23 protein-coding genes, 2 tRNA genes and 1 pseudogene are annotated in these 19,223 nt (G+C 67.3%); 9 read left to right on the top strand and 17 right to left on the bottom strand.

Features of this window, described 5'->3' with window-relative positions; genetic code table 11:
* Positions 1-35 precede the first annotated feature (35 nt).
* Entirely contained in the window at positions 36-1,574 is a 1,539-nt protein-coding gene (locus G4G29_RS05145) for an APC family permease (protein ID WP_183152052.1), read from the bottom strand.
* Between the two features lie 100 nt (positions 1,575-1,674).
* Positions 1,675-2,040, bottom strand: coding sequence for a helix-turn-helix domain-containing protein (locus tag G4G29_RS05140; protein WP_183152051.1), 366 nt, complete (start codon positions 2,038-2,040; stop codon positions 1,675-1,677).
* 93 nt (positions 2,041-2,133) lie between these two features.
* Here G4G29_RS05140 and G4G29_RS05135 point away from each other — a divergent pair, with 93 nt between their 5' ends.
* Entirely contained in the window at positions 2,134-2,979 is an 846-nt protein-coding gene (locus G4G29_RS05135) for an SDR family oxidoreductase (protein ID WP_183152050.1), read from the top strand.
* A gap of 98 nt (positions 2,980-3,077) precedes the next feature.
* On the opposite strand, the gene G4G29_RS05130 is transcribed toward G4G29_RS05135, so the two are convergent.
* From G4G29_RS05130 to G4G29_RS05090, 9 genes are all read right to left on the bottom strand, one after another.
* The gene (locus tag G4G29_RS05130) at positions 3,078-3,425 is read right to left on the bottom strand and encodes a hypothetical protein (protein WP_183152049.1); all 348 of its coding nucleotides are present in this window, start codon (positions 3,423-3,425) and stop codon (positions 3,078-3,080) included.
* A gap of 67 nt (positions 3,426-3,492) precedes the next feature.
* Entirely contained in the window at positions 3,493-4,047 is a 555-nt protein-coding gene (locus G4G29_RS05125) for a hypothetical protein (RefSeq protein WP_244632411.1), read from the bottom strand.
* Positions 4,044-4,610: an RNA polymerase sigma factor gene (locus tag G4G29_RS05120; protein ID WP_183152048.1), complete on the bottom strand. Its 567-nt coding sequence runs from the start codon at positions 4,608-4,610 to the stop codon at positions 4,044-4,046. The genes G4G29_RS05125 and G4G29_RS05120 overlap by 4 nt, the downstream gene beginning before the upstream one ends.
* A gap of 123 nt (positions 4,611-4,733) precedes the next feature.
* On the bottom strand, positions 4,734-4,907 hold the full coding sequence (locus G4G29_RS05115) for a CsbD family protein (RefSeq protein WP_183152047.1): 174 nt from the start codon (positions 4,905-4,907) through the stop codon (positions 4,734-4,736).
* 86 nt (positions 4,908-4,993) lie between these two features.
* A complete protein-coding gene (locus tag G4G29_RS05110) occupies positions 4,994-5,275 on the bottom strand; it encodes a hypothetical protein (RefSeq protein ID WP_183152046.1) in 282 nt (93 codons plus the stop codon).
* Entirely contained in the window at positions 5,242-5,610 is a 369-nt protein-coding gene (locus G4G29_RS05105; RefSeq protein WP_183152045.1) for a hypothetical protein, read from the bottom strand. Before G4G29_RS05105 ends, G4G29_RS05110 begins: the two co-directional genes overlap by 34 nt.
* Positions 5,607-6,011: a DUF6286 domain-containing protein gene (locus G4G29_RS05100; protein ID WP_183152044.1), complete on the bottom strand. Its 405-nt coding sequence runs from the start codon at positions 6,009-6,011 to the stop codon at positions 5,607-5,609. Before G4G29_RS05100 ends, G4G29_RS05105 begins: the two co-directional genes overlap by 4 nt.
* A gap of 236 nt (positions 6,012-6,247) precedes the next feature.
* Positions 6,248-6,697, bottom strand: coding sequence for a DUF2273 domain-containing protein (locus tag G4G29_RS23815; RefSeq protein WP_345941151.1), 450 nt, complete (start codon positions 6,695-6,697; stop codon positions 6,248-6,250).
* Positions 6,694-7,137, bottom strand: a complete 444-nt coding sequence (locus G4G29_RS05090; RefSeq protein WP_244632410.1) for an Asp23/Gls24 family envelope stress response protein — start codon at positions 7,135-7,137, stop codon at positions 6,694-6,696. The genes G4G29_RS23815 and G4G29_RS05090 overlap by 4 nt, the downstream gene beginning before the upstream one ends.
* A gap of 163 nt (positions 7,138-7,300) precedes the next feature.
* Between G4G29_RS05090 and G4G29_RS05085 the strand changes: the two genes are divergently transcribed.
* The 6 genes from G4G29_RS05085 (at position 7,301) to G4G29_RS05060 (ending at position 11,529) form a co-directional block, all read left to right on the top strand.
* Complete coding sequence (locus tag G4G29_RS05085) at positions 7,301-7,912, top strand: TetR/AcrR family transcriptional regulator (RefSeq protein WP_183152042.1); 612 nt, start codon at positions 7,301-7,303, stop codon at positions 7,910-7,912.
* The gene (locus tag G4G29_RS05080) at positions 7,912-9,576 is read left to right on the top strand and encodes an MDR family MFS transporter (protein ID WP_244632409.1); all 1,665 of its coding nucleotides are present in this window, start codon (positions 7,912-7,914) and stop codon (positions 9,574-9,576) included. Before G4G29_RS05085 ends, G4G29_RS05080 begins: the two co-directional genes overlap by 1 nt.
* 109 nt (positions 9,577-9,685) lie before the next feature.
* Positions 9,686-9,997, top strand: a complete 312-nt coding sequence (locus G4G29_RS05075; protein ID WP_244632408.1) for a hypothetical protein — start codon at positions 9,686-9,688, stop codon at positions 9,995-9,997.
* Between the two features lie 87 nt (positions 9,998-10,084).
* Positions 10,085-10,906 (top strand): CPBP family intramembrane glutamic endopeptidase, encoded by an 822-nt coding sequence (locus G4G29_RS05070; protein WP_183152040.1) that lies wholly within the window; start codon positions 10,085-10,087, stop codon positions 10,904-10,906.
* A complete protein-coding gene (locus tag G4G29_RS05065) occupies positions 10,903-11,136 on the top strand; it encodes a hypothetical protein (protein ID WP_183152039.1) in 234 nt (77 codons plus the stop codon). The genes G4G29_RS05070 and G4G29_RS05065 overlap by 4 nt, the downstream gene beginning before the upstream one ends.
* Before the next feature lie 36 nt (positions 11,137-11,172).
* On the top strand, positions 11,173-11,529 hold the full coding sequence (locus G4G29_RS05060; protein ID WP_183152038.1) for a hypothetical protein: 357 nt from the start codon (positions 11,173-11,175) through the stop codon (positions 11,527-11,529).
* A gap of 223 nt (positions 11,530-11,752) precedes the next feature.
* On the opposite strand, the gene G4G29_RS05055 is transcribed toward G4G29_RS05060, so the two are convergent.
* Complete coding sequence (locus G4G29_RS05055) at positions 11,753-12,619, bottom strand: IclR family transcriptional regulator (protein WP_202045570.1); 867 nt, start codon at positions 12,617-12,619, stop codon at positions 11,753-11,755.
* 58 nt (positions 12,620-12,677) lie between these two features.
* Between G4G29_RS05055 and G4G29_RS05050 the strand changes: the two genes are divergently transcribed.
* Both G4G29_RS05050 and G4G29_RS05045 read left to right on the top strand, forming a co-directional pair.
* On the top strand, positions 12,678-13,952 hold the full coding sequence (locus tag G4G29_RS05050) for a lyase family protein (protein WP_183152037.1): 1,275 nt from the start codon (positions 12,678-12,680) through the stop codon (positions 13,950-13,952).
* A complete protein-coding gene (locus G4G29_RS05045; RefSeq protein ID WP_183152036.1) occupies positions 13,949-15,361 on the top strand; it encodes an MFS transporter in 1,413 nt (470 codons plus the stop codon). The genes G4G29_RS05050 and G4G29_RS05045 overlap by 4 nt, the downstream gene beginning before the upstream one ends.
* A 388-nt stretch (positions 15,362-15,749) precedes the next feature.
* Here the strand turns inward: G4G29_RS05045 and G4G29_RS05040 are convergent.
* The 5 genes and pseudogenes from G4G29_RS05040 to G4G29_RS05020 all read right to left on the bottom strand — a co-directional run bounded on the left by G4G29_RS05040 (position 15,750) and on the right by G4G29_RS05020 (position 19,196).
* Positions 15,750-15,823 (bottom strand) — tRNA-Met (locus G4G29_RS05040).
* A gap of 34 nt (positions 15,824-15,857) precedes the next feature.
* Positions 15,858-15,929, bottom strand: a tRNA-Thr gene (locus tag G4G29_RS05035).
* Positions 15,930-15,997: 68 nt separating this feature from the next.
* Positions 15,998-17,269: a M23 family metallopeptidase gene (locus G4G29_RS05030; protein WP_183152035.1), complete on the bottom strand. Its 1,272-nt coding sequence runs from the start codon at positions 17,267-17,269 to the stop codon at positions 15,998-16,000.
* Positions 17,270-17,390: 121 nt separating this feature from the next.
* Positions 17,391-18,105, bottom strand: a pseudogene (locus tag G4G29_RS05025) (inositol monophosphatase family protein).
* Between the two features lie 26 nt (positions 18,106-18,131).
* Entirely contained in the window at positions 18,132-19,196 is a 1,065-nt protein-coding gene (locus tag G4G29_RS05020; RefSeq protein WP_183152034.1) for a hypothetical protein, read from the bottom strand.
* Positions 19,197-19,223 lie beyond the last annotated feature (27 nt).

Here is a 19,223-nt window from a genome sequence, read left to right as displayed (position 1 = left end):
AGCCTAGGACAGCATGGCCGCGGTGACCGGCGGTGTCAGATGCCGCCGTCGATCGAGCGGATGGTCACCGCCGGCTCATCAGGCACCATCACCTCGGTGTCACGGTTGAGGCTCTCGCCGCGGAAGAACCTCTTCGACCGCGGGAACAGGTACCAGACGAACATCAGCACCAGGCCGAACGCGAGCGAGCCGACGCCGATCACGAACGTGCCGCCGATGCCGAACAGGACCGTGTACCCGTAGTCGACGTCCCACATGTCGATCGCGGACTGCACGAACGCCCACGTCAGCATGACGCCGCCGAGCAGCGGGAACAGCCCCTTGAAGAAGAACTCCCGCGGCGAAGCGGTCAGATCCTTCCGGAAGTACCACACGCACGCGAAGCCGGTGATGGCGTAGTAGAACGCGATCGCGAGGCCGAGGGACAGGATCGAGTCCTGCAGGATGTTGTCGCTGATCAGGGTCATGCCGATGTAGTAGACCGAGGCGACGACCCCCATCACGATGGTCGAGAACGACGGGGTCTTGTACGTGGGGTGCACGTCCTTGAACCGCGCAGGGAGGGCGCGATAGACGCCCATCGCGAGCGTTCCGCGTGCGGTCGGGAGGATCGTGGTCTGGGTCGACGAGATCGCGGAGATGATCACCGACACCACAAGCACCCAGCCGAACGGGCCGAGCAGCCCGTCTTTGATCGCGAGGAAGAAGTCGTCCGCGTTCGCCTCGTTGCCGAGCCCTGTGCCGTCTTCCCCGAGTCCCGCGTACATCATGGCCGCGATGGTGACCGCGACGTACGTGAACAGCAGGATCACGGTGGTCAGCAGCGCGGCGCGGCCGGGGATGCGCTTCGGGTCCTTGGTCTCCTCGTTGAGCGCGAGGCAGGTGTCCCAGCCCCAGTAGATGAACAGGGCGAGCAGGATGGCCTCGGTGAAGCCCGACCAGTCTGTGAACGCGAAGGGGTTCATCCATTCCCAGTCGAACGGGGTCGGGTTCGGCGCCGTGCCGGCGAAGAACTGCCACAGCGCGGTCACGACGAAGATCGCCAGCGCCAGGTACTGGATACCGAGCAGGATGTTCTGGATGCGCTCGCCGATCTCGACCCCGCGCCAGCTGACCCAGGTCATGGCGGCGATGAAGATCACGGCCACGACGACGACGCGCCAGTCGTTGTTCTCGAGGTCTTGTCCGATCAGCGACCAGAAGTAGACGGAGGCGATCTGGGCGAGGTTCGCGAGGACCACCATTCCGGCGACCGCGACACCCCAGCCTCCCATCCAGCCCACCCACGGCCCGAACGCCTTCGTCCCCCAGGTGAACGTGGTGCCGCAGTCGGGGACGGCGTTGTTGAGCTCGCGGTAGGCGAACGCGATCAGGAGCATCGGGACGAAGGCGATGATGAACGCGATCGGCGCCTGTGCGCCGACGGCGAGCACCACGAAGCCGAGCGTCGCGACGAGCGAATAGACGGGTGCCGTCGAGGCCAGACCGATGACGGTGGATCCCCACAGGCCCAGCGTGCCTGCAGCCAGTCCCTTGCCGTCGGGTCGTTCAAGGTGAATGGGCGTCGTTGCCATGTTCAGAACAGTACGGCCACTGCGGTTATCGCGTCAATCTCTTTCTGGAACCTTCCGAATCCGCAGCCAGCTGCGCTCATCGGCGACGGATTCCGCACAATCAGACGCGATCGAGCATGCTGTCGGCGTGGTCAGCGACCCACGCCATCAGCGGCAGCATCCGCTCCATCAGGTCGCGGCCGAGCGGCGTCAGGCTGTACTCGACGTGCGGCGGCACGGTCGGCAACGATTCCCGATGCACCAGTCCGTCCTCCGCGAGGGTGCGCAACGTCGAGGCGAGCATCTTCTCGCTGATCCCGTCGACCTCGCGGCGGAGCTCCCCCCATCGGTGCGTGCCGTCGGACAGGGGGGAGAGCACCAGCACGCCCCACTTGCTCATGATGTGGTCGAGGATCACGCGCGTGCCGCAGTTCTGGTCGAAGACGAACGGCGTGGATTCCTTTATCTGGGCAAAACTTACCGTCATGTCGGTACCTTACGTCAAAGTGGGTACCCCTTGGGCGGAATGTTCTCACCCGGTCGACGGGTTGTCGAGGGTGTCACTTACGAAAGGACCCTCATGACCATCCTCGTCACCGGCGCGACCGGCAACCTCGGTCGCCTCATCATCTCCAGCCTGATCGAGCGCGGAGCAGACCCCCAGTCGATCGTCGCGGGGGCCCGCGACACCGCGAAGGGCGCCGACCTGGGTGTGCCGGTCGTGCACCTCGACTACACCGACCCCGCTTCGGTCGCCGCCGCCGTGGACGGCGTCGACACCGTCGTGCTCGTCTCGGGATCCGAGGTCGGGCAGCGAGTGGCACAGCACCGGGTGGTCATCGACGCGGCCGCGGCTGCGGGTGTCTCCAAGTTCATCTACACGAGCGCCCCCAAGGCCACGACGAGCGACCTCGTCCTGGCACCGGAGCACAAGGCGACGGAGGAGCTCATCGCCGCCGCGGGGCTGCCTGCCGTGATCCTCCGCAACAACTGGTACACCGAGAACTACGTCGCGGATCTCGCCAGGGCCGCCGAGACGGGTGTGCTCGCCGCGGGCACCGGCGACGGACGCGTCGCCTCGGCCAGCCGCAAGGACTTCGCCGAGGCCGCCGCCGTCGTGGCGCTCGAAGACGGCCACGTCGGCGAGGTCTACGAGCTCGGTGGCGATGTCGCCTGGACGTACACCGACCTGGCCGCCGCGTTCTCCGAAGTGACCGGTCGCGAGGTCTCCTTCGTGCCGCTCGACGCCGACGCCCAGATCGCAGCCCTCCGCGAAGCCGGGCTGGATGAGGGCACGGCCGGATTCGTCGCCGCACTCGATGCCGGGATCAAGAACGGCGCCCTCGCCGACTCCGACGGCACGCTCGCACGGCTCATCGGCCGTCCCACCACACCCCTCGTCGAGGGGCTGCGCGCCGCGGCCTGATCGCTGCCCACGACGGTGTGCCGCTCTCCTCGGGGAGCGGCACACCGTCGTCAGCGGCACATCGTCGTCCGCGGCACACCGTCGTCACGCGATTCCGCTCAGGCCGCCTCGCGGGGCTGCACGTGCACCACTGTGAGGGTGATGCTCTGCCGCCGCACGCCGCGCTCCACCAGGATCGCGTCGATCTCGGCCTGCACCGCACGCAGGATGTCCTCCGACCGCGAATCGGAATCCACCCCGATGGATGCCTCCACCACGACTCCATCGCCCGAGGAGACGACGGCCACGATCGGTTCGTCGTCCTTGCGGGTGCCGAGCGCGGCCGCTCCGGCGCGCAGCAGGTTGGAGATGAGCGACCCAGAGCGGAACACGGCGCGCACCCCCGGCGTCGCGCGAACCGCCTCCTCGATGTGAACGGCGAGTTCGGTGCGCGCGTCCGGCGTCATCAGCTCTCCTGCGTCCACGAGGACACCTCCCGGATGTCTCGGATCGCGATGTCGATCGCGACGACGTTCAGTGGGGTGTGTGCGCGCGGAGGTCGCGGTCGACCTCGGCGCGCAGCTGCTCGGCGATCAGCGGGATCGGCTGACCGTGCAGAGCGCTCGCGTCGATGGTCACGCGAACCGGCGCACCCGGCTCGGTCAGGTCTCCGTCGAGCCGGCAGCGCCCGATGAGCAGACCCGGCACGGCACGCTCCGCTGAACGGATGAGTCCCCGGATCGCACCCTCCGTGATGCCGAGGTCGGCGGTCGGATCCGGGGAGTCGAAGCGGATGCGTCGTCCGGCACGCGCGTCCATGGCGATGCCGCTGAGGATCCGGTCGACCCAGCCCTGGTCGACCTCCCGTTCGGCTGCGGCTTCGGCGGCGATGAGTTCCGCCCCGAGTCCGTGCAGCCGCTCCAGAGCGTCCAGCGCCAGCTGACAGCCGGGGGATTCGTCGATGGAGCGGTCGGCGGGCTGTCGTCCCGCATCGAGATAGTCGGTCAGCTCGTCGAGCGTGTGCCCGTCGAGATCGGTGGGCTCCAGCCCCAGTCGGCGCACGTCAGGAGTCTCTCTCTCGTCGGTCATCGCCACTCCTCCATCCGCACGATCATGTATCTGCGCGCCCGCGCCAACAGGCCACGGGCGGTCGTGACGGGGATGTCGAGTTCATCGGCGATCTCCTCGTACGAGTAGCCGCCGATCTCCCGCAGGACCCAGCACTCGCGTTGCGCATCGGGGAGCTCGCGGAGCGCCGCGCTGAGAGCCGCGACGCCCGCTCTCACCTCGACGATCGCCGACGGTGATGCATGCAGCGGCGCCGGACGATCGATCGTGTCGATGTCGACAGCGGGGCGGATGGCGCGGATGCGATCCACGGCCTTCCGGCTGACGATCCTCATCAGCCAGCTCTTGACCTTCCCGGGGTCTTCGAGTTCCCCGAACCGCTGCCACGCCGTGACGAACGACTCCTGCACGACGTCGTCGACGTCGGCAGAGGCGTTCAGCATCCGCTGCGTGTACGCCCGCATCATCGGCGTGTACCTGCGCACGAGGACGGCGAACGCCTCGACGTCGCCGTCCATCGCGCGTCCGGCGACGATGCCGTCGTCCGCGTGTTCGAGCGCTCTCCGAAAGCGTTCGTCTTCCATCCACCCCACCCCTCGGTCCGATCCCCTGAGAGATTCGGAACGGACGCCTCACCGGATCGGATGATCTCGCACCGACCTGGGAGCGATCGGGGAGGGACTCGCATGACCCCCTCCCCGAGTCCGTCACTTCTTGAAAGCGTCCTTGACGTTCTCAGCGGCATCACGGACATCACCCTTGGCCTGTTCGGCCTTTCCCTCCGCGACGAGCTTGTCATCGCCCGTCACCTTGCCGACGGTCTCCTTCGCCTTTCCGGCGACCTTCTCCGCAGCGGCCTTGATCTTGTCTTCCGCACCCATGGCGTCTCCTTTCCCGTATCGATCCCGACTGTCGGAATCGAGTCCTCACCCAGGCCCCCGCCTGTGCGTCTGTGCGTCCTGCGCGGTCACTGCACCCTTCGAGGCGAGCGGAACGCGTCACGCCATCGTCGGTCGGACAGGTGCAGCATGATGGGTATCCGCTCCCCCAGGAGCTCGTCCCACTCACGGATGGCCGCCTCGGCCGCATCGACGACCGCACCCAGCGGGGCTCCCGGCCGCACGATGACGGCGAGTTCGACGGCGCGCGATCCCCCGATGCGATACGCCCCCGTGCGCGCCGAGAGCACGTCGGGGCGTCGCACCAGCGGGTCGGTCAGCAGGCTCTCGGCGACGTCCCGATCGACCACCGTGCGGCCGCCCTCGGCGTCGATCTCGAGCACCGTCTTCGAGCCGCCGCGTCTGCGCGTTCCGAGGAACACCAGCAGGACCACGGTGAGGACGAGGCATCCCCCGCCGCGAGGACAACCGGGGCGGATACCGCACCGACACCCACGACCTGCCAGGTCCACGCGGATGACGCGCCCCAGAGGTCCATCACGGCGGACGCCGGACGCCGGATCCAGTCCGGCGCCTCCCCGGTGACGACGATCGCGGCGGCGAGGGCCCCGACGCCGAAGACGAGCAGGATCACTCCGGCGACGAAGAGCAGCGCGCGATTGGCGAGACGATTGGTCGCGTTCATGCGATCACTCCGTCGGGTTCCACGCTGACTCGCGGCGTCGCGGCGAACCCGATCCCCGTGAGGACGTCGTTCACCGCCGCATCCGCGGCCCCGACATCCACGGGGATGCCGCTGGTCGGCGTGATCCGTACCGCCACCATGCGTCGGCCCACCGTCACGGCGACCCGACCACGGTCGACGCCGGTGCGGCGTGCCACGGCCTGGGCGACCGAGTCGGCGATCACACCGTCGTCGACGAGGAGGGCGCTCCGCTCCGTCGTGCGGGATCGCCGAGCGCGCCGCCCCGGCAGCAGGGCGAGAGCGAGGAGGACGATCGCGCAGACCACGAGCGACCCCCACCCCGATCGGAACCGCCAGCTGTGCGGGAGCGTCGAGCGCGCCGTACCATCGGGCGAGGGCATCGCGGAATGCCTCATCGATGAGCCACCACGCGCCGCCCACCAGTGCGGCGAGGAGCAGCACGACCCCGATCGAGGCGACCACGGTCGCCGGGATCGTGCGCGGCGCATGGGTCTCCCGACGGAGAACACGCCGGTACGTCGCCTGCTCGTTCGTCATCTCACCCTCGTCTCTCTGCTCCTGCGGACTCCCGCGTATCGGATGTCCACGATCCTCACGTCTCGTCCCGCCAGGTCTCTCATTCCGTCGATGACTGCCCGTCGAAGCGCGTCACCCTGCTCGACGAGGTTCGACGTCTGCCCGCCCCCGCGGGCGACCGGCACGGCGACCGCGATCCGCAATGCGCCACGATGGTCGGACAGCTGCACCCCCACGTCGCGGACCGCGACCCCTGCCGCGTCGCGCACGATGCCGACGGCGAGTCGTTGCAGGGCCCGAGCGGAGAAGGTCGTGCTCCCGAGACGCCGCCCGTCGCCGCCTCGGCTGCACCGTCGCCCGTCATGACGACGAGCGCCGGCCCCGGAAGACCTCGGCGAGCGCGCACGTCGATCGGGCCGTCGATGATGCGGCCGGCGACCGCGCCGAGGAGCATCGCGACGGCCACGAGCAGGAAGGCCCAGAAGCCCAACGCCACCCATGTCAGCGCGAGCACCGCTGCGGCCGCCGCGCCGATCACCGACGCGCTCACTGGACTCGCGCCTCCTGCGTGTCATCGCCCTCGTCATCGGAGGGGATGTGCACGTCGTTGACGGTCACGTTGACCTCGGCGACGTCCATGCCGACGAGCTCCACCATGGCGCGGTGGATGGCCACGCGGACCTCGTCCGCGACCTTCTGCAAGGACACCGGATACTCCGCGACGATCGTGACGTCGACCGCCACCTGGGTCTCGCCGACCTCGACGCTGATCCCCTGCGAGAGATCGGTCGTGTTGAGAGCGTCGCGGATCGCGCCGACCATGCGTGCGGCGCCCCCGCCGAGTGCATAGACGCCGCTGACCTCGCGCGCTGCGATGCCGGCGATCTTCGCCACCACCGCGTCTTCGATCGTGGTCTTGCCCGCAGCAGTCCCCAGCTGCGGTGCGACGACCTGAGCCTTGGGCTGGGTGCCACCAGTCACGTTCGCCATCGTGAGCTCCTTCATCCGTGTGTCCGTCTCCGGTCGGAGCGCGGGCCGCAGTGCTGCGACACCACTAGGACGTGTGCCGAGCGTCGGATGTCACAAAAAAGATCCGGATCCGTTTCGCCGACTCACAGTGCACTCCAAGGAACAGAGTGCAATATTGCACTCTATGAATGACAGTGCAGATTCTTTGCGGGAGCAGCGCAAGCGGGAGACGTCTCGCGCACTCACGGATGCCGCGCGACGGCTGACGGCGAGCGAGGGTTTCGCCGGGTTCACGATCGAGGAGCTGTGCACCGAGGTCGGGGTCTCGCGGCGCACCTTCTTCAACTACTTCGAGAGCAAAGAGCACGCCGTCTTCGGCTTCACCACGATCGACTCCCGTCAGGAGGCGCTCGAGGAGGAGTTCGTTTCGCAGCGCGGCGATCTCCTCGACGACTTCCTCCAGCTGACGATCGGTCGCTTCGAGCTCTTCAACCCCGTCGACGACGCGCCGGCCATGTTCGCCGTGATCGAGCAGGAGCCGCGGCTGCTCAAGGCCGCCTTCGAACAGCTCGCGAAGAACGAGCGCCGCGACATCGGACTCATCCTCCGTCGGACCTCCGAGACGGTCGACGCCGAACTCCGCGCCGAGGTCATCGTGCACACGGTCGGCGCGTTGATCCGGATGAGCATGGACCAACTGCTGCACCACCAGTCGACCGAGACGTTCGGCGAGCTCATCGCCCGACGCCTCGAGCTCGCCCGCTCCCTCTACGCACCGTCACAGAAAGACCATTGATGTCCACCACCGCCACGAAGGATGCGCCCTTCCTGCTCACGAAGCGCCGCATCTGGATCATCTTCAGCGCCCTCATCGCGGGCATGCTGCTCTCGAGCCTCGACCAGACCATCGTGTCGACCGCCATGCCGACGATCGTGGGTCAGCTCGGCGGCGTCGACCACCAGGTCTGGATCACCGCCGCCTACCTGCTGGCCACCACGATCGTGATGCCCATCTACGGCAAGTTCGGCGACGTGCTCGGGCGCCGCAACCTGTTCCTCGTCGCGATCGCGCTGTTCACCCTGGCCTCGGTCGGCTGCGCATTCGCCACCGACTTCTGGATGTTCGTCGTGTTCCGCGCGCTGCAGGGGCTGGGCGGCGGCGGGCTCATGATCCTCTCGCAGGCGATCATCGCCGACATCGTCCCCGCCAACGAGCGCGGCAAGTACATGGGCCCCCTCGGCGCCGTCTTCGGTCTCTCCGCCGTCGCCGGTCCGCTCCTCGGCGGATTCTTCGTCGATCACATGACCTGGCAGTGGGCGTTCTACATCAACATCCCGGTCGGCATCGCCGCGTTCATCATCGCCCTCGTGGCGCTGAAGCTGCCGAGCAAGAAGGCCGAGAAGCCGATCGACATCTTCGGCGTGATCTTCCTCTCGATCGCCACCACGTGCCTGATCTTCTTCACCGACTTCGGTGGCGATGCCGAGTTCGGATGGGACTCGCTGGCCACCTGGGCCTGGGGTGCGGGTCTCGTGGTCGCCGCCACGGCATTCGTCATCACCGAGTCACGCGTGCAGGACCCGATCATCCCCCTGAGCCTGTTCCGCAACCCGATCTTCGTCAATGCCACCGCCATCGGGCTCGTGCTCGGCATCGGGATGTTCGCCGCGATCGGATTCGTGCCCACATTCCTGCAGATGTCGTCGGGCACGTCGGCTGCGGCCTCAGGCCTGCTCATGATCCCGATGATGGTCGGCCTGATGGGAACGTCGATCTTCTCGGGCATCGCGATCTCCAAGACCGGCAAGTACAAGATCTACCCCATCCTCGGCACGATCATCACGGGCATCGCGATGATCTCGATGACCACACTGTCGGCATCGACCCCGATCTGGCTGATCTGCGTGTTCCTGTTCGTCTTCGGCGCGGGGCTCGGCCTCATCATGCAAGTCGTGGTCCTCGTCGTGCAGAACGCCGTCCCGGCGGGTGAGCTGGGCACCGCGACCAGCACGAACAACTACTTCCGCGAAGTGGGCGCATCGCTGGGAACGGCCGTCTTCGGGACCATCTTCACCACGCGACTGACCGAGAACCTCCTCGGTGTCTTCGCCGACGCCGGAGCCTCTCCCGATGATGCCTCCCAGGCAGCGTCCACGATCGACCCGTCGACTCTCGGATCGCTCCCCGACGAGGTGCGCGAGGGGATCGTGACCGCGTACGCCGACGCCCTCGCACCCGTCTTCTGGTACCTCGTGCCGTTCATCGCACTGGCGCTGCTCCTCTCGCTGTTCCTCAAGCAGATCCCCCTGTCCGACCAGGCAGGTCTGGTCGCTCGCGGCGAGGCGATCAGCGGGGAGGAGGCCGAGCGGCTGGAAGCCGAGCTGCGCGGGGGCGGCGAACCCGTCTCCGCGGCGGATATCCGCTCGACCGACACCGGCTCGACCCCGGCGGCCCGCTGAGACGAGAGGCCCTCGACCCCGACGGGGCGGGGGCCTCTCGCTTTCTGTCAAGGGGCTCCCCTCGGACGCGCGGATGGGTCATGGTTCATCCTGGGGACGAGCGAGGAGAATGATGGAGCACGATCCGGACCGAAGGTTCGCGCTGATCGAGGTCAGCGCGAACGATTGGGCGATCCACGATCTGCACTACTCCGAGAACGATCACCGCAGAGTCGTCTGCACGATCTTCGAAGACGCACCGACCGAGGTCGAGGTGCTCTGGAGGCGCGATCTTCCGCTCGCCCTGCGGTACTCCTCCCCCGAAGACGTGCTCGACGCCGTACGGAGGTTCCAGGACGCCTCCCGGGCCACCCGTCCCATACCGATCCCGCACCTCCCTCCGGTGCGCGGCACGAAGGGCTCCGCGAGAGATTCGCGCTGACCCTCCGGACGCGGACGCATGGACGAAGAGAGCGTCCCTACGTCAGACTGACGACCAATCGACGATCCTCAGCCGCTCGGAGCCCCCATGTCTGACTCGCGCACGACGACCGCCTGGAAGCGCTTCTGGGAGAAAGGCGGCTGGTGGCGCGCACTCCTGCTCGCCGTGGTGTACTTCGTCCTCTACCAGGGACTCTCGCTCGCGTTCACTCCCCTGACGTCGCTGGTCGACGATCCGAACAGCGCCGCGGCCGTCGTGGTCTACTACGTGCTCCCTCTGCTCGTGGGCGGACTTCTCCTCGTCGGATTCATCGCCTCGGTGGGATGGTGGCATGAGGTGTTCGGCGCGCAGCCGATCCGCGGACGCGGCTGGATGTGGATCGCGATCGTCGTCGTGCTGCTCTTCAACATCCTGCGATTCGCGACGATCGACTATGCCGAGACGGGCTTCGACGTGGTGGCGACCTGGCTCCTTGCCGGCCTGCTCATCGGATTCGCCGAGGAGGTGCTCACGCGGGGTCTCGTGGTGAACCTGCTCCGCAGAGCCGGCTCCCGCGAGATCGTGGTCGCCGTGATCTCCGCTGGCGTGTTCGCCGGGCTTCACTCGGGGAACCTGCTGAGCGGACAGGACCTGTTCGCGACGGCGATCCAGCTCGTCTACACGTTCGCGTTCGGCATCTGCATGTACCTCGCGATGAGGGTCACCGGCACGATCATCACCCCGATCCTGCTGCACGCCAGCACCGACCCCGGTGTCTTCCTGCAGGTCGCCCACCCCGCCGAGGGCGCGCTCACCGGCATCGCGAACCTCAGCAACATCGCGGTGATCATCGTGGGGCTCGTGCTGCTCTTCTTCATCCGCGGACGCGTCCGGGAGGCACACGGTCGGGAACGTAGTCTCGAAGCATGACTGTCGAGTATCTCGCAACCGTCGTGTCGGGGATGTGGCTGACCGTGGCGATCCTCGCGGGCGGGTTCGCCCGGACCCGTAACCGCTCCGCGTGGGCCTGGTTCCTCCTCACGCTGCTGTTCGGTCCGTTCGCCGCGTTCCTGCTCGTCGTGTGGCCTCCTGTCACGCGCACCCCCGCGGCGAGCCGTCCTGGACACTCCGTCATGGTCGACCCCGACGTGCCACGCTGATCATTCCCGTCCGCAAGCCTCTGGCAGGATGACGGCGTGCACTATCTGACGATCGATATCCCCGTCCGGCTGTGGCACCGCGTCGACGGGTGCGTCGACAACTCGATGGCGGTCGACGTCGTGGAGGGCCTCATGGATTCCGTGATCGCCGCATCCTGCATCCGCGACGCCGGATGGCGTGGCTCCGCCTCATACGAAGGCGACCGTGACGCATACGGATGGCCGCCTCGCGAGCATCTGCTGCCGATCACTCTGCGACTCGCGCACTGGGAGTGGGTGCTGTCACAGCTGGACCGCTGGACGCCGTACGCGACGGATGGGGCGCACGACGACGTCGAAGTCCGTGCGCTCATCAGTACCGCCCTCGCCGATCGCACCCGCCCCCAACGGTAGACCGCGCTCGACTCACGATTGGTTTCCCCAACGCATCGGGGATATCGGGGAGTACCTGAGGGCCTCGAAAGGCGTTGCGTGCCGCTGGCGAGCAATCACGCTGCCACGGTAGCCGAGTCATTCGCGGCCCGCGGTGAATCCCCAGGGGCAGTGGAAATGGAGATCGAGCGATGCCTCAGCTGACGCGTCCACCGTCCTGGCCGCGACGATGAATGTCGAGATTTCAACTTGCCTGAGACGAGCGGAATGACTTCATCGCCGATGCGGCTGCGCGCAGGAGAAGGTCGCCGATGGAGTCGACTCGGTCGGCCACGCGCTGCGTGGGACCCGAGACGTTGATGACCCCGGCGATGCGGCCGTGACGGTCACGCACCGGTGCTGAGATGGAAGTGAGGCCTACCTCGACTTCTTCCGACGCGACGCTGTACCCGCGATGACGGTCGTCCCGAAGACGCTGCAACAGTGTGGGGAGGTCGCGGGGCGCGGCGGGTCCTCCAACTGTCGTGGCGAGGTCCGGGGCGGTGAGACTTTCGACGTGCTCATCGTCGCTGTCCAACAGCAATGCACGCCCTGATGCGGTGCAGTGCAGTGGTGATCGGCGTCCGACCCACCCGCCAGCTTGCAGGGACTGCTGCGACTCTTCGCGATGCACGGTGAGGCTGCGGTTTCCCTCTTGGACGGAGAGTAGAGCGACCTCTCCGGTCGCGGCGACCAGTCGCTGCAGGACGGGTCTGCTCGCTCGCACAAGGAGGTCATTGCCTGCGGACGCTGCGAGCACACGAAGACGCCAGCCCAGACGATAGGTCCGAGTGATCTCGTCCTGTTCGAGCAGCCCGCCACGGGCAAGCGACTTCAGCATGCGCGAGACCTGGCTGCGTTCTCGTCCGATGGCGCGCGAGAGCTCACTGACCGATCGCGGGGCCCCGTCCGGGGTTTCGAAGGCGAGCAGCAGTGCAGCGACGCGCTCGGCAACTGAATCTGTCATAACGACTCCTTGTTGGTGTGACAGCAACACTTCGGACCACCGTAAGACAATCGCTGAGAAAAGTGGCTTCTTTGGTGCATTGACAGCAACGCGTGTGGTTGTCATGACCCCCGCGCGTCTACCTTCGTTCTATTCCACCCACGCGCAAAGAAGCGGAGTCCTCATGGAACCCCTCAGCAGTCATCCGGACAGTGTGCTCTACGGTCGCCAGACCAAGCTCGGCATCCTCAACTTCGGGCCGGGGCGCCGCCGACTCGGCGATGTTCCCGCACTCGTTCGCAACTATGCGGCTGTCAAATCTGCGGCCGCACGAGCGAACCGCGAGCTCGGTGTGATCGACGAGTCGATCGCGCGGGCGATCATCGCGGCGACCGATGAGATCTCGACCGGTCTTCATGATCGCGAGTTCCCGACCGCCCTGGTGCTCGGAGGCGGTGGCACCACGACGAACATGAACGTCAACGAGGTCATCGCGGCGCGGGCGTCGCAAATCGCGGGCATGGCGGTGCACCCCAATGACCATGTCAACGCGTCGCAGTCAACCAATGACACCTACCCCACCGCCATGGCGCTCACGGTCCTTGAGCTCGCTGCCCACCCCCTGGCGGCTCTCGACGACCTCATCGACGCGTTCGACAGCAAAGCTGCGGAGTACGACGACACAGTTCGCCTCGGACGCACGTGCCTCCAGGATGCCGTGACACTCACCGTCGGGCAGACCCACCGCTCACATGCCACCGCGCTCCGCCGCACGGCTGCGGGCTTGCGCTCCGCCGTCGACGAGCTCACCTCCGTCCCCCTCGGAGCCACAGTTCTCGGAACGGGTATCGGGGCCCCGGACGGCTACCGGGAGCGCGCAGTTACCGGACTCGCCAGTCTGACGGGACTGCCTCTGACCTCGAGCGATGACCTGTTCGATGCACTCGCTCATCTCGACCCGTACGCGGCGATCGCGTCCGCAGGGGTGCGAGTGTCGCTGACGATGGCGAAGATCGCCGCCGACCTGCGACTGCTCTCCTCCGGGCCGGGAGGCGGGTTCGCGGAAGTGCGACTGCCCGCCGTCCAGGCAGGCTCCTCAATCATGGCGGGGAAGATCAACCCCGCCATCCCCGAGTATGTCATGCAGCTGAGCTATCGGATCCGTGGCGCCGGCCACACCATCGAGGCCGCCGCGGCCGCAGGCGAGCTCGAGTTGAACGTCATGGAGCCGATCATCATGGACGCGCTGATCGACATCCTCGACGACATCGCCTCCTCCGCGACCGTGTTCGCGGAGCGGTGCATCCGCGAGCTGACCTGGGACGGTGCCCGCCGAGCGTCGAACGCCGACGCCGGCTTCGACAAGTGGGTCACCCTCGCCGCAGAACAGGGTTACGACATCGCCGCCGATCAGGTCCGCTCGACATGGGCAGCAGACCGCGCGGAGGTGGCGCGATGAGCGCTACGACAAAGTACGAAGACATCCCTCTCAACAAGTTCCACGTCCGCGTCGCCATCGCAGGCTCGGGCGGGCAGTTCAGCGACGGTTTCGTGCTCGGCATCGTCGGCATCGTCCTCGCCTCGGCGAAAGACGACCTCCAGTTGACCCCACTGCTGATCGGCATGCTCGGCGCCGCCACCCTCGGTGGGCTTTTCCTCGGCGCGCTCATCACCGGCCCCGTCGCGGACCGGATGGGGCGAAGCAAGATCTTCCGCTTCGACATGCTCTTCATCGCGCTTTGCTCTCTGTCACAGTTCTTCGTGCAGGAGGCCTGGCAGCTGCTCGTGATCCGACTCATCATCGGACTGCTGCTCGGCGCAGATTACGTCGTCAGCAAGACCCTCGTCACAGAACACGCGCCGCGCCACTTCCGCGGACGCCTCCTGAGCCTGCTCGCCGTCGCATGGGCCGCCGGCTACGTCTTCGCCTACCTCGCGGGCTTCCTGCTCTCAAGCCTGGGAGACGAGCCGTGGCGCTACATGCTGATCGCCAGCGCGATCCCCGAGCTGCTCGTCTTCGCCGTCCGACTCGGCGTACCCGAGTCCCCGCTCTGGCTCGTCCGCCACGGCAAAGTCTCACAGGCTGCGGCAATCGTGAGGCGCGTCGCGGGACCGAACGTCGAACCGCCGCCCGTCACCGCCGCCGTCAGCACGGTGCGCACCCAGTCGCGCTACACGGAGCTCTTCAGCCCCATCTACCGACGCCGCACCATCGTAGGCATTGTGTTCTACGTCTGCCAGGTGATCCCGTACTTCGCGCTCGGAACGTTCTCCCCGCTCGTGATGTCGTCCCTCGGCGTGACGAACAGCCTCGCCGCAGGTGCGCTGTACAACGTGTTCCTGCTCACCGGCGCCATCCTGGGTCTCGTGGTCGTCGACCGCCTCAGCCGGCGCTCGTTCCTCATCAGCACGTTCTTCACCGGCGCGGTCTTCCTCGCAGCTCTGGTCCTGCTCGCACCGCTGAGCCCGATCATCGCTGTGATCCTGTTCGCGAGCTTCGCGCTCATACTCGCTGCGGCAGCAAACCTGGAATTCATCTACCCGCCCGAGCTCTTCCCCACCGAGGTGCGCGGGTCGGGTATGGGCCTTGTCACCGCAGGAAGCCGCCTCGGATCCGCGACCAGCACCTTCCTGCTGCCGATCGTCGTCGCCGGTGCCGGGATCAACACCGCCCTGTTCGCGTGCGTCGGCGTGCTCCTCATCGGCGGCATCGTCTGCTGGCTCTGGGCACCCGAGACGCGTCGCGAGTCGTTCGTGGCCATGGACGCGACGGCAGACGCCGGCATAGGACTTCCGGGCGACTCCACTGCGCTGGCGGAGGAGCCGAAGGGCTCATCCGAGCCGATCATGCGCAACCAAACGCGGTGACCCCCGGGTTCTCGCAGCGAACGGCCGCTGACTCACACGGCGAGCCCTCAACCGAGCCGCGGCGCCCCGCACTGACCTCTCGCCAACGCTGGCTGCCGAAACAGTGTCTGCTTAGTTAGGTGAAGCTCGCGACTGCGTTCTGGTCGCGAGCTTCACCGCTGCCCCCTGCAGTGTCCCGCTGCGGGGCCTCGCGACATCGCGCAGCACCTCGGCCACGCAGATCCCTTGTTGACGATGGAACCGACATGTCAAAGAAGCTCGGTGGCAGCCGTGCTGCAGACACCCTAGACACGGTCCTCGGGAATCGACTCTTCGGAGCATGCGCGGCGTGTGGTGAACCAGAACACAGAAAGCCCCGGACGAATCCGGGGCTGACCAGGTGTTTCTGTAGCAGGAGCGGGGCTTGAACCCGCGACCTCACGATTATGAGTCGTGCGCTCTAACCAGCTGAGCTACCCTGCCGCGAGGCATCCGTCCGCGTGAGAAGAATGCTGCGAGCCCCGAGTCAGGATTGAACTGACGACCCCTTCCTTACCATGGAAGTGCTCTGCCACTGAGCTATCGGGGCGTGCTGCCCCTCGCGGGGCAACCGTACGAGAATACCATCACTGTGGCGTCCTCATGAAATCCGGACCGTCAGTACGAGGTCCGACCGGCGTTGGCTTTGAGCCACGGCATCGGGTCGATGGTCGAACCGTTGACGATGAGCTCGAAGTGCAGGTGCGCGCCGTACGAACGACCCGTGTTCCCGGTCTTCCCGACGACCGTACCGACGGTGACCTTGTCGCCCGCCTTGACCTGCAGCGAACCGTACTGCATGTGCGAGTAGTGGCTCGTGATGACCTCGCCGTCGATGACGTGGTCGATGTAGACGGTCACACCGAAGGCGCCGCCCTGCTCGGTCGCGATGCGGACGGTGCCATCCGCGATGGCCTGGATCGGCGCGCCGTTCCCGGGGACGAAGTCGATGCCCTCGTGCAGGCGGCCGCTGCGCATGCCGTAGCCGTAGCTCATGCCGACGCCGACCAGGAACGGCCACTGGATAGCAGCATCGGGGTCGTTGGTGAAGATCTCGCCCGAATAGTTGATGCCCTGTTCGGCGGCGACCTGGACGAGCGAGACCGTGCTGAAGTCGTCGGCCCGGGCGAGCGAATCATTCTCGACACCTGCGGGAGCCACGAAAGCCTGGATCTCGGCGGCCGCGGCGTCGCCGGCCTCATCAGCGGCGGTGGACACCAGCGATGTGCGGGCAGTCGAGCCGCCCTGAACTGCGGCGACGGCCTCGGCCGGAAGCGTCATCGACACGGCGAGGAGACCCGCCAGGCTCATCACGCCGACGGTCGCTCCGAGCGTCACGACCTTGCGGATGTTCCGCGGGCGACGGCTCGCCACGTGGGCGGAAGCCTCGGAATCGGATGTGGTCGACTCCTGCGCGCGCGACGACCGCGCAGAGGCGGCGACGGTGCGCACTGCTCCCGTGCGGAAGGCGCGGGATGCGCGCTCGAAGGGATCGGCCTGATCGTCGAGGGGAAGTTCCTGCGTCGGATCCGTGTCCACGACGAACTCTTCGGACTCGCTGGACGGAGCGGCAACCTCGTCGCCCGATGCGGTGGGGACCTCGACGAACTCTTCCACCGTGTCGGCGACGACGGGGACGTCGGCGATGATCGGCTCAGGGGTCGCGGCGATGAACGGCTCGAGGGGAGTTTCGGCGACGGTGTCGCCGGCAGCCTGCTGCCGAGCAGCACGACGCGAGAGCGGCGCGACCGCGGCGAGCGCGACGGCTGCGGACTCAGCGGCGGAGATGTGCGCCGTCGTTCCTGCCGCGGAGGTCGGGGAAGCCTCGGTGCGGAGTCGGCTGGATCGGCGCGTGGGCGCAGAGGCAGCCTGGGTTTTCTCGAAGGGCAAAGCGTTTCTCTCGGTCGTGCGTCGTGCTCGGGGGCGCAAACTCAGACTTTCACCTTCGGGTGGCGAAAGTAACGATCGGGTAAAACACTACCCTGATCACCCTGGGAAAGCCATGAATCAGTCAGCTTTTCGACGTCAGGATGTCGCGCAGGCGGGCGTGCACGTCGCGCCCACCCGCGATCAGCATCGGCCGCGGCGACTCGACGTCGATCCGTGAGACCACCCCACCGGCCTCCTCGATCAGGAGAGCGCCGGCAGCGTGATCCCACGGGCGCAGCCCGCGTTCGAAGAAGCCGTCCAGACGGCCGGCGGCGACGTAGGCGAGGTCGAGCGCTGCAGCTCCCATGCGCCGGAGATCGCGCGCGATCGGCATCACGCGCCGCACCGTGGCGAGGTCGCCGTCATGGGTCGCGGGTCGTAGCCGAAGCCGGTGCCGAGAAGGGCACCCGCTGGCGTCTCGTCGGTCACAGCCAGCCGGAGTCCTCCTGACCACGCGCCTTCCCCACGAGCCGCCGTGTAGATCTCGCCGAGAGCCGGTGCGTTGACCACGGCGGCGAGCGCTTCCCACGACTCCGGCGCGGGCTCGCCGCTGACCGCCGCGATGCTGACGTTGTATGCGGGAAGTCCATAGGCGTAGTTGACCGTGCCGTCGATCGGATCGACGACCCACGTGATGCCGCTCTCCCCGGTTCCGCACCCGATTCCTCACCGAGGAACCCGTCACCGGGTCGCGCCGCGCGGAGACGTCGGCGGATCAGGTCCTCGACCTCGCGGTCGGCCTCGGTCACGATGTCGGCGAGAGTCGACTTCGTCGCAGCGAGTCGCACGCCCTCCATCCGCCGGGCGCGAGCGAGCCCCTGCCTCACGAGCGATCTCGGTCGCGAGCTCGCTGAGCTCTCCTGCCGGAGTCACCGTGCGCGTCACCGGGACGGCGGCTGCGGGGCGGGCGGCGGCGGCGGGAACGCGGGCGGTTCGCTCTGCGTCGGCACCGGCGGGTGTTCCTCGGAGGCGGGGACGGGCGGGACAGGCGGGACAGGGTGTCCGCCTGCCGGCGCCGCCGTCGCGTCTGGCTGCGCGAACTGCGGAGCGGGCTGGGGCGGCGCGGGCTGTGGCACCACCGGGAAGCTCGAAGCCGGCAGCGACGGGAGGGCCTGCTGCGGCGCGGTCGGATACCCGTGTAGTACGCGTTCCAGTCGGGCGAGGCGTCGGGCAGCGCGGGCAGCGGAGTGATGCCGTCGGCATAGGTGGGCCAGCTCGGCGCTCCCGCAGGAGACGCGACGGCCGGCGATTTCTTCTTCGGCGCGAACAGCGCGTTCAGCAGGGGGATGAGCGTGGTGCCGACGGCGACGAGGATCGTGAGCGCGACCACGATCCGCCAGTACAGCTCGCCGTAGTGGAACGTGTGCGGGAAGGCGAGGAAGAACACCAGCATGCCGACGAGACCGGCGAGGAACGTGATGGTGACGATGAAGATCACCCGCGTGAACGTGGTCACGTGGCGCTGCGCGGCCGCCGTGAACAGACGCACGTGCAGCAGCGCGAGCTGCAGGATCGCGATGACCAGCAGGAGTTGGAAGAATCGCTCGGCTCCGAAGTAGATGCCGTCTTCGGGGAGCCAGATCTTCACGGCGCCGACGAGCAGCGCGACGATCCAGCTCACCATGCTCGCGAGCTGGAGCCAGTCGGGCCTGTTCGGCGCGAGGCCGGCTTCGAGGATGGCGATCCCCGCGAAAGCCGCCAACAGCAGGATCGTGAGGAAGGCGCGGCCGATCAGGCCGTCCTGGTCTCCGATGAGCACCCAGACGACGCACACGAGTGCCGCGGCGATCAGGGCGCCGATGGCGATCCAGAGCGAGCCCCGGATCAGCAGCGACATGTTCTTCTTCTCACCCTGCGGCTGCTGCGTGGTGATGTCCGGCTGGGACATGGCGATCCTCTCGTCGAGCGGCGATGC

The organism is Microbacterium sp. Se63.02b (assembly GCF_014171575.1).
Lineage (GTDB): Bacteria > Actinomycetota > Actinomycetes > Actinomycetales > Microbacteriaceae > Microbacterium.
This window is presented reverse-complemented; position numbering and strand designations above follow the sequence as displayed.

Bases quoted from the DNA above. Each gene is read 5' to 3' on its own strand.
- G4G29_RS05050 (WP_183152037.1), top strand. From the start codon at position 12,678: ATGGAACCCCTCAGCAGTCATCCGGACAGTGTGCTCTACGGTCGCCAG.
- G4G29_RS05135 (WP_183152050.1), top strand. From the start codon at position 2,134: ATGACCATCCTCGTCACCGGCGCGACCGGCAACCTCGGTCGCCTCATC.
- G4G29_RS05130 (WP_183152049.1), bottom strand. From the start codon at position 3,425: ATGACGCCGGACGCGCGCACCGAACTCGCCGTTCACATCGAGGAGGCG.
- G4G29_RS05120 (WP_183152048.1), bottom strand. From the start codon at position 4,610: ATGGAAGACGAACGCTTTCGGAGAGCGCTCGAACACGCGGACGACGGC.
- G4G29_RS05080 (WP_244632409.1), top strand. From the start codon at position 7,912: ATGTCCACCACCGCCACGAAGGATGCGCCCTTCCTGCTCACGAAGCGC.
- G4G29_RS05065 (WP_183152039.1), top strand. From the start codon at position 10,903: ATGACTGTCGAGTATCTCGCAACCGTCGTGTCGGGGATGTGGCTGACC.
- G4G29_RS05055 (WP_202045570.1), bottom strand. From the start codon at position 12,619: ATGACAACCACACGCGTTGCTGTCAATGCACCAAAGAAGCCACTTTTC.
- G4G29_RS05045 (WP_183152036.1), top strand. From the start codon at position 13,949: ATGAGCGCTACGACAAAGTACGAAGACATCCCTCTCAACAAGTTCCAC.
- G4G29_RS05070 (WP_183152040.1), top strand. From the start codon at position 10,085: ATGTCTGACTCGCGCACGACGACCGCCTGGAAGCGCTTCTGGGAGAAA.
- G4G29_RS05020 (WP_183152034.1), bottom strand. From the start codon at position 19,196: ATGTCCCAGCCGGACATCACCACGCAGCAGCCGCAGGGTGAGAAGAAG.
- G4G29_RS05100 (WP_183152044.1), bottom strand. From the start codon at position 6,011: ATGCCCTCGCCCGATGGTACGGCGCGCTCGACGCTCCCGCACAGCTGG.
- G4G29_RS05075 (WP_244632408.1), top strand. From the start codon at position 9,686: ATGATGGAGCACGATCCGGACCGAAGGTTCGCGCTGATCGAGGTCAGC.
- G4G29_RS05085 (WP_183152042.1), top strand. From the start codon at position 7,301: ATGAATGACAGTGCAGATTCTTTGCGGGAGCAGCGCAAGCGGGAGACG.
- G4G29_RS05140 (WP_183152051.1), bottom strand. From the start codon at position 2,040: ATGACGGTAAGTTTTGCCCAGATAAAGGAATCCACGCCGTTCGTCTTC.
- G4G29_RS05125 (WP_244632411.1), bottom strand. From the start codon at position 4,047: ATGACCGACGAGAGAGAGACTCCTGACGTGCGCCGACTGGGGCTGGAG.
- G4G29_RS05090 (WP_244632410.1), bottom strand. From the start codon at position 7,137: ATGGCGAACGTGACTGGTGGCACCCAGCCCAAGGCTCAGGTCGTCGCA.
- G4G29_RS05105 (WP_183152045.1), bottom strand. From the start codon at position 5,610: ATGAACGCGACCAATCGTCTCGCCAATCGCGCGCTGCTCTTCGTCGCC.
- G4G29_RS05145 (WP_183152052.1), bottom strand. From the start codon at position 1,574: ATGGCAACGACGCCCATTCACCTTGAACGACCCGACGGCAAGGGACTG.
- G4G29_RS05115 (WP_183152047.1), bottom strand. From the start codon at position 4,907: ATGGGTGCGGAAGACAAGATCAAGGCCGCTGCGGAGAAGGTCGCCGGA.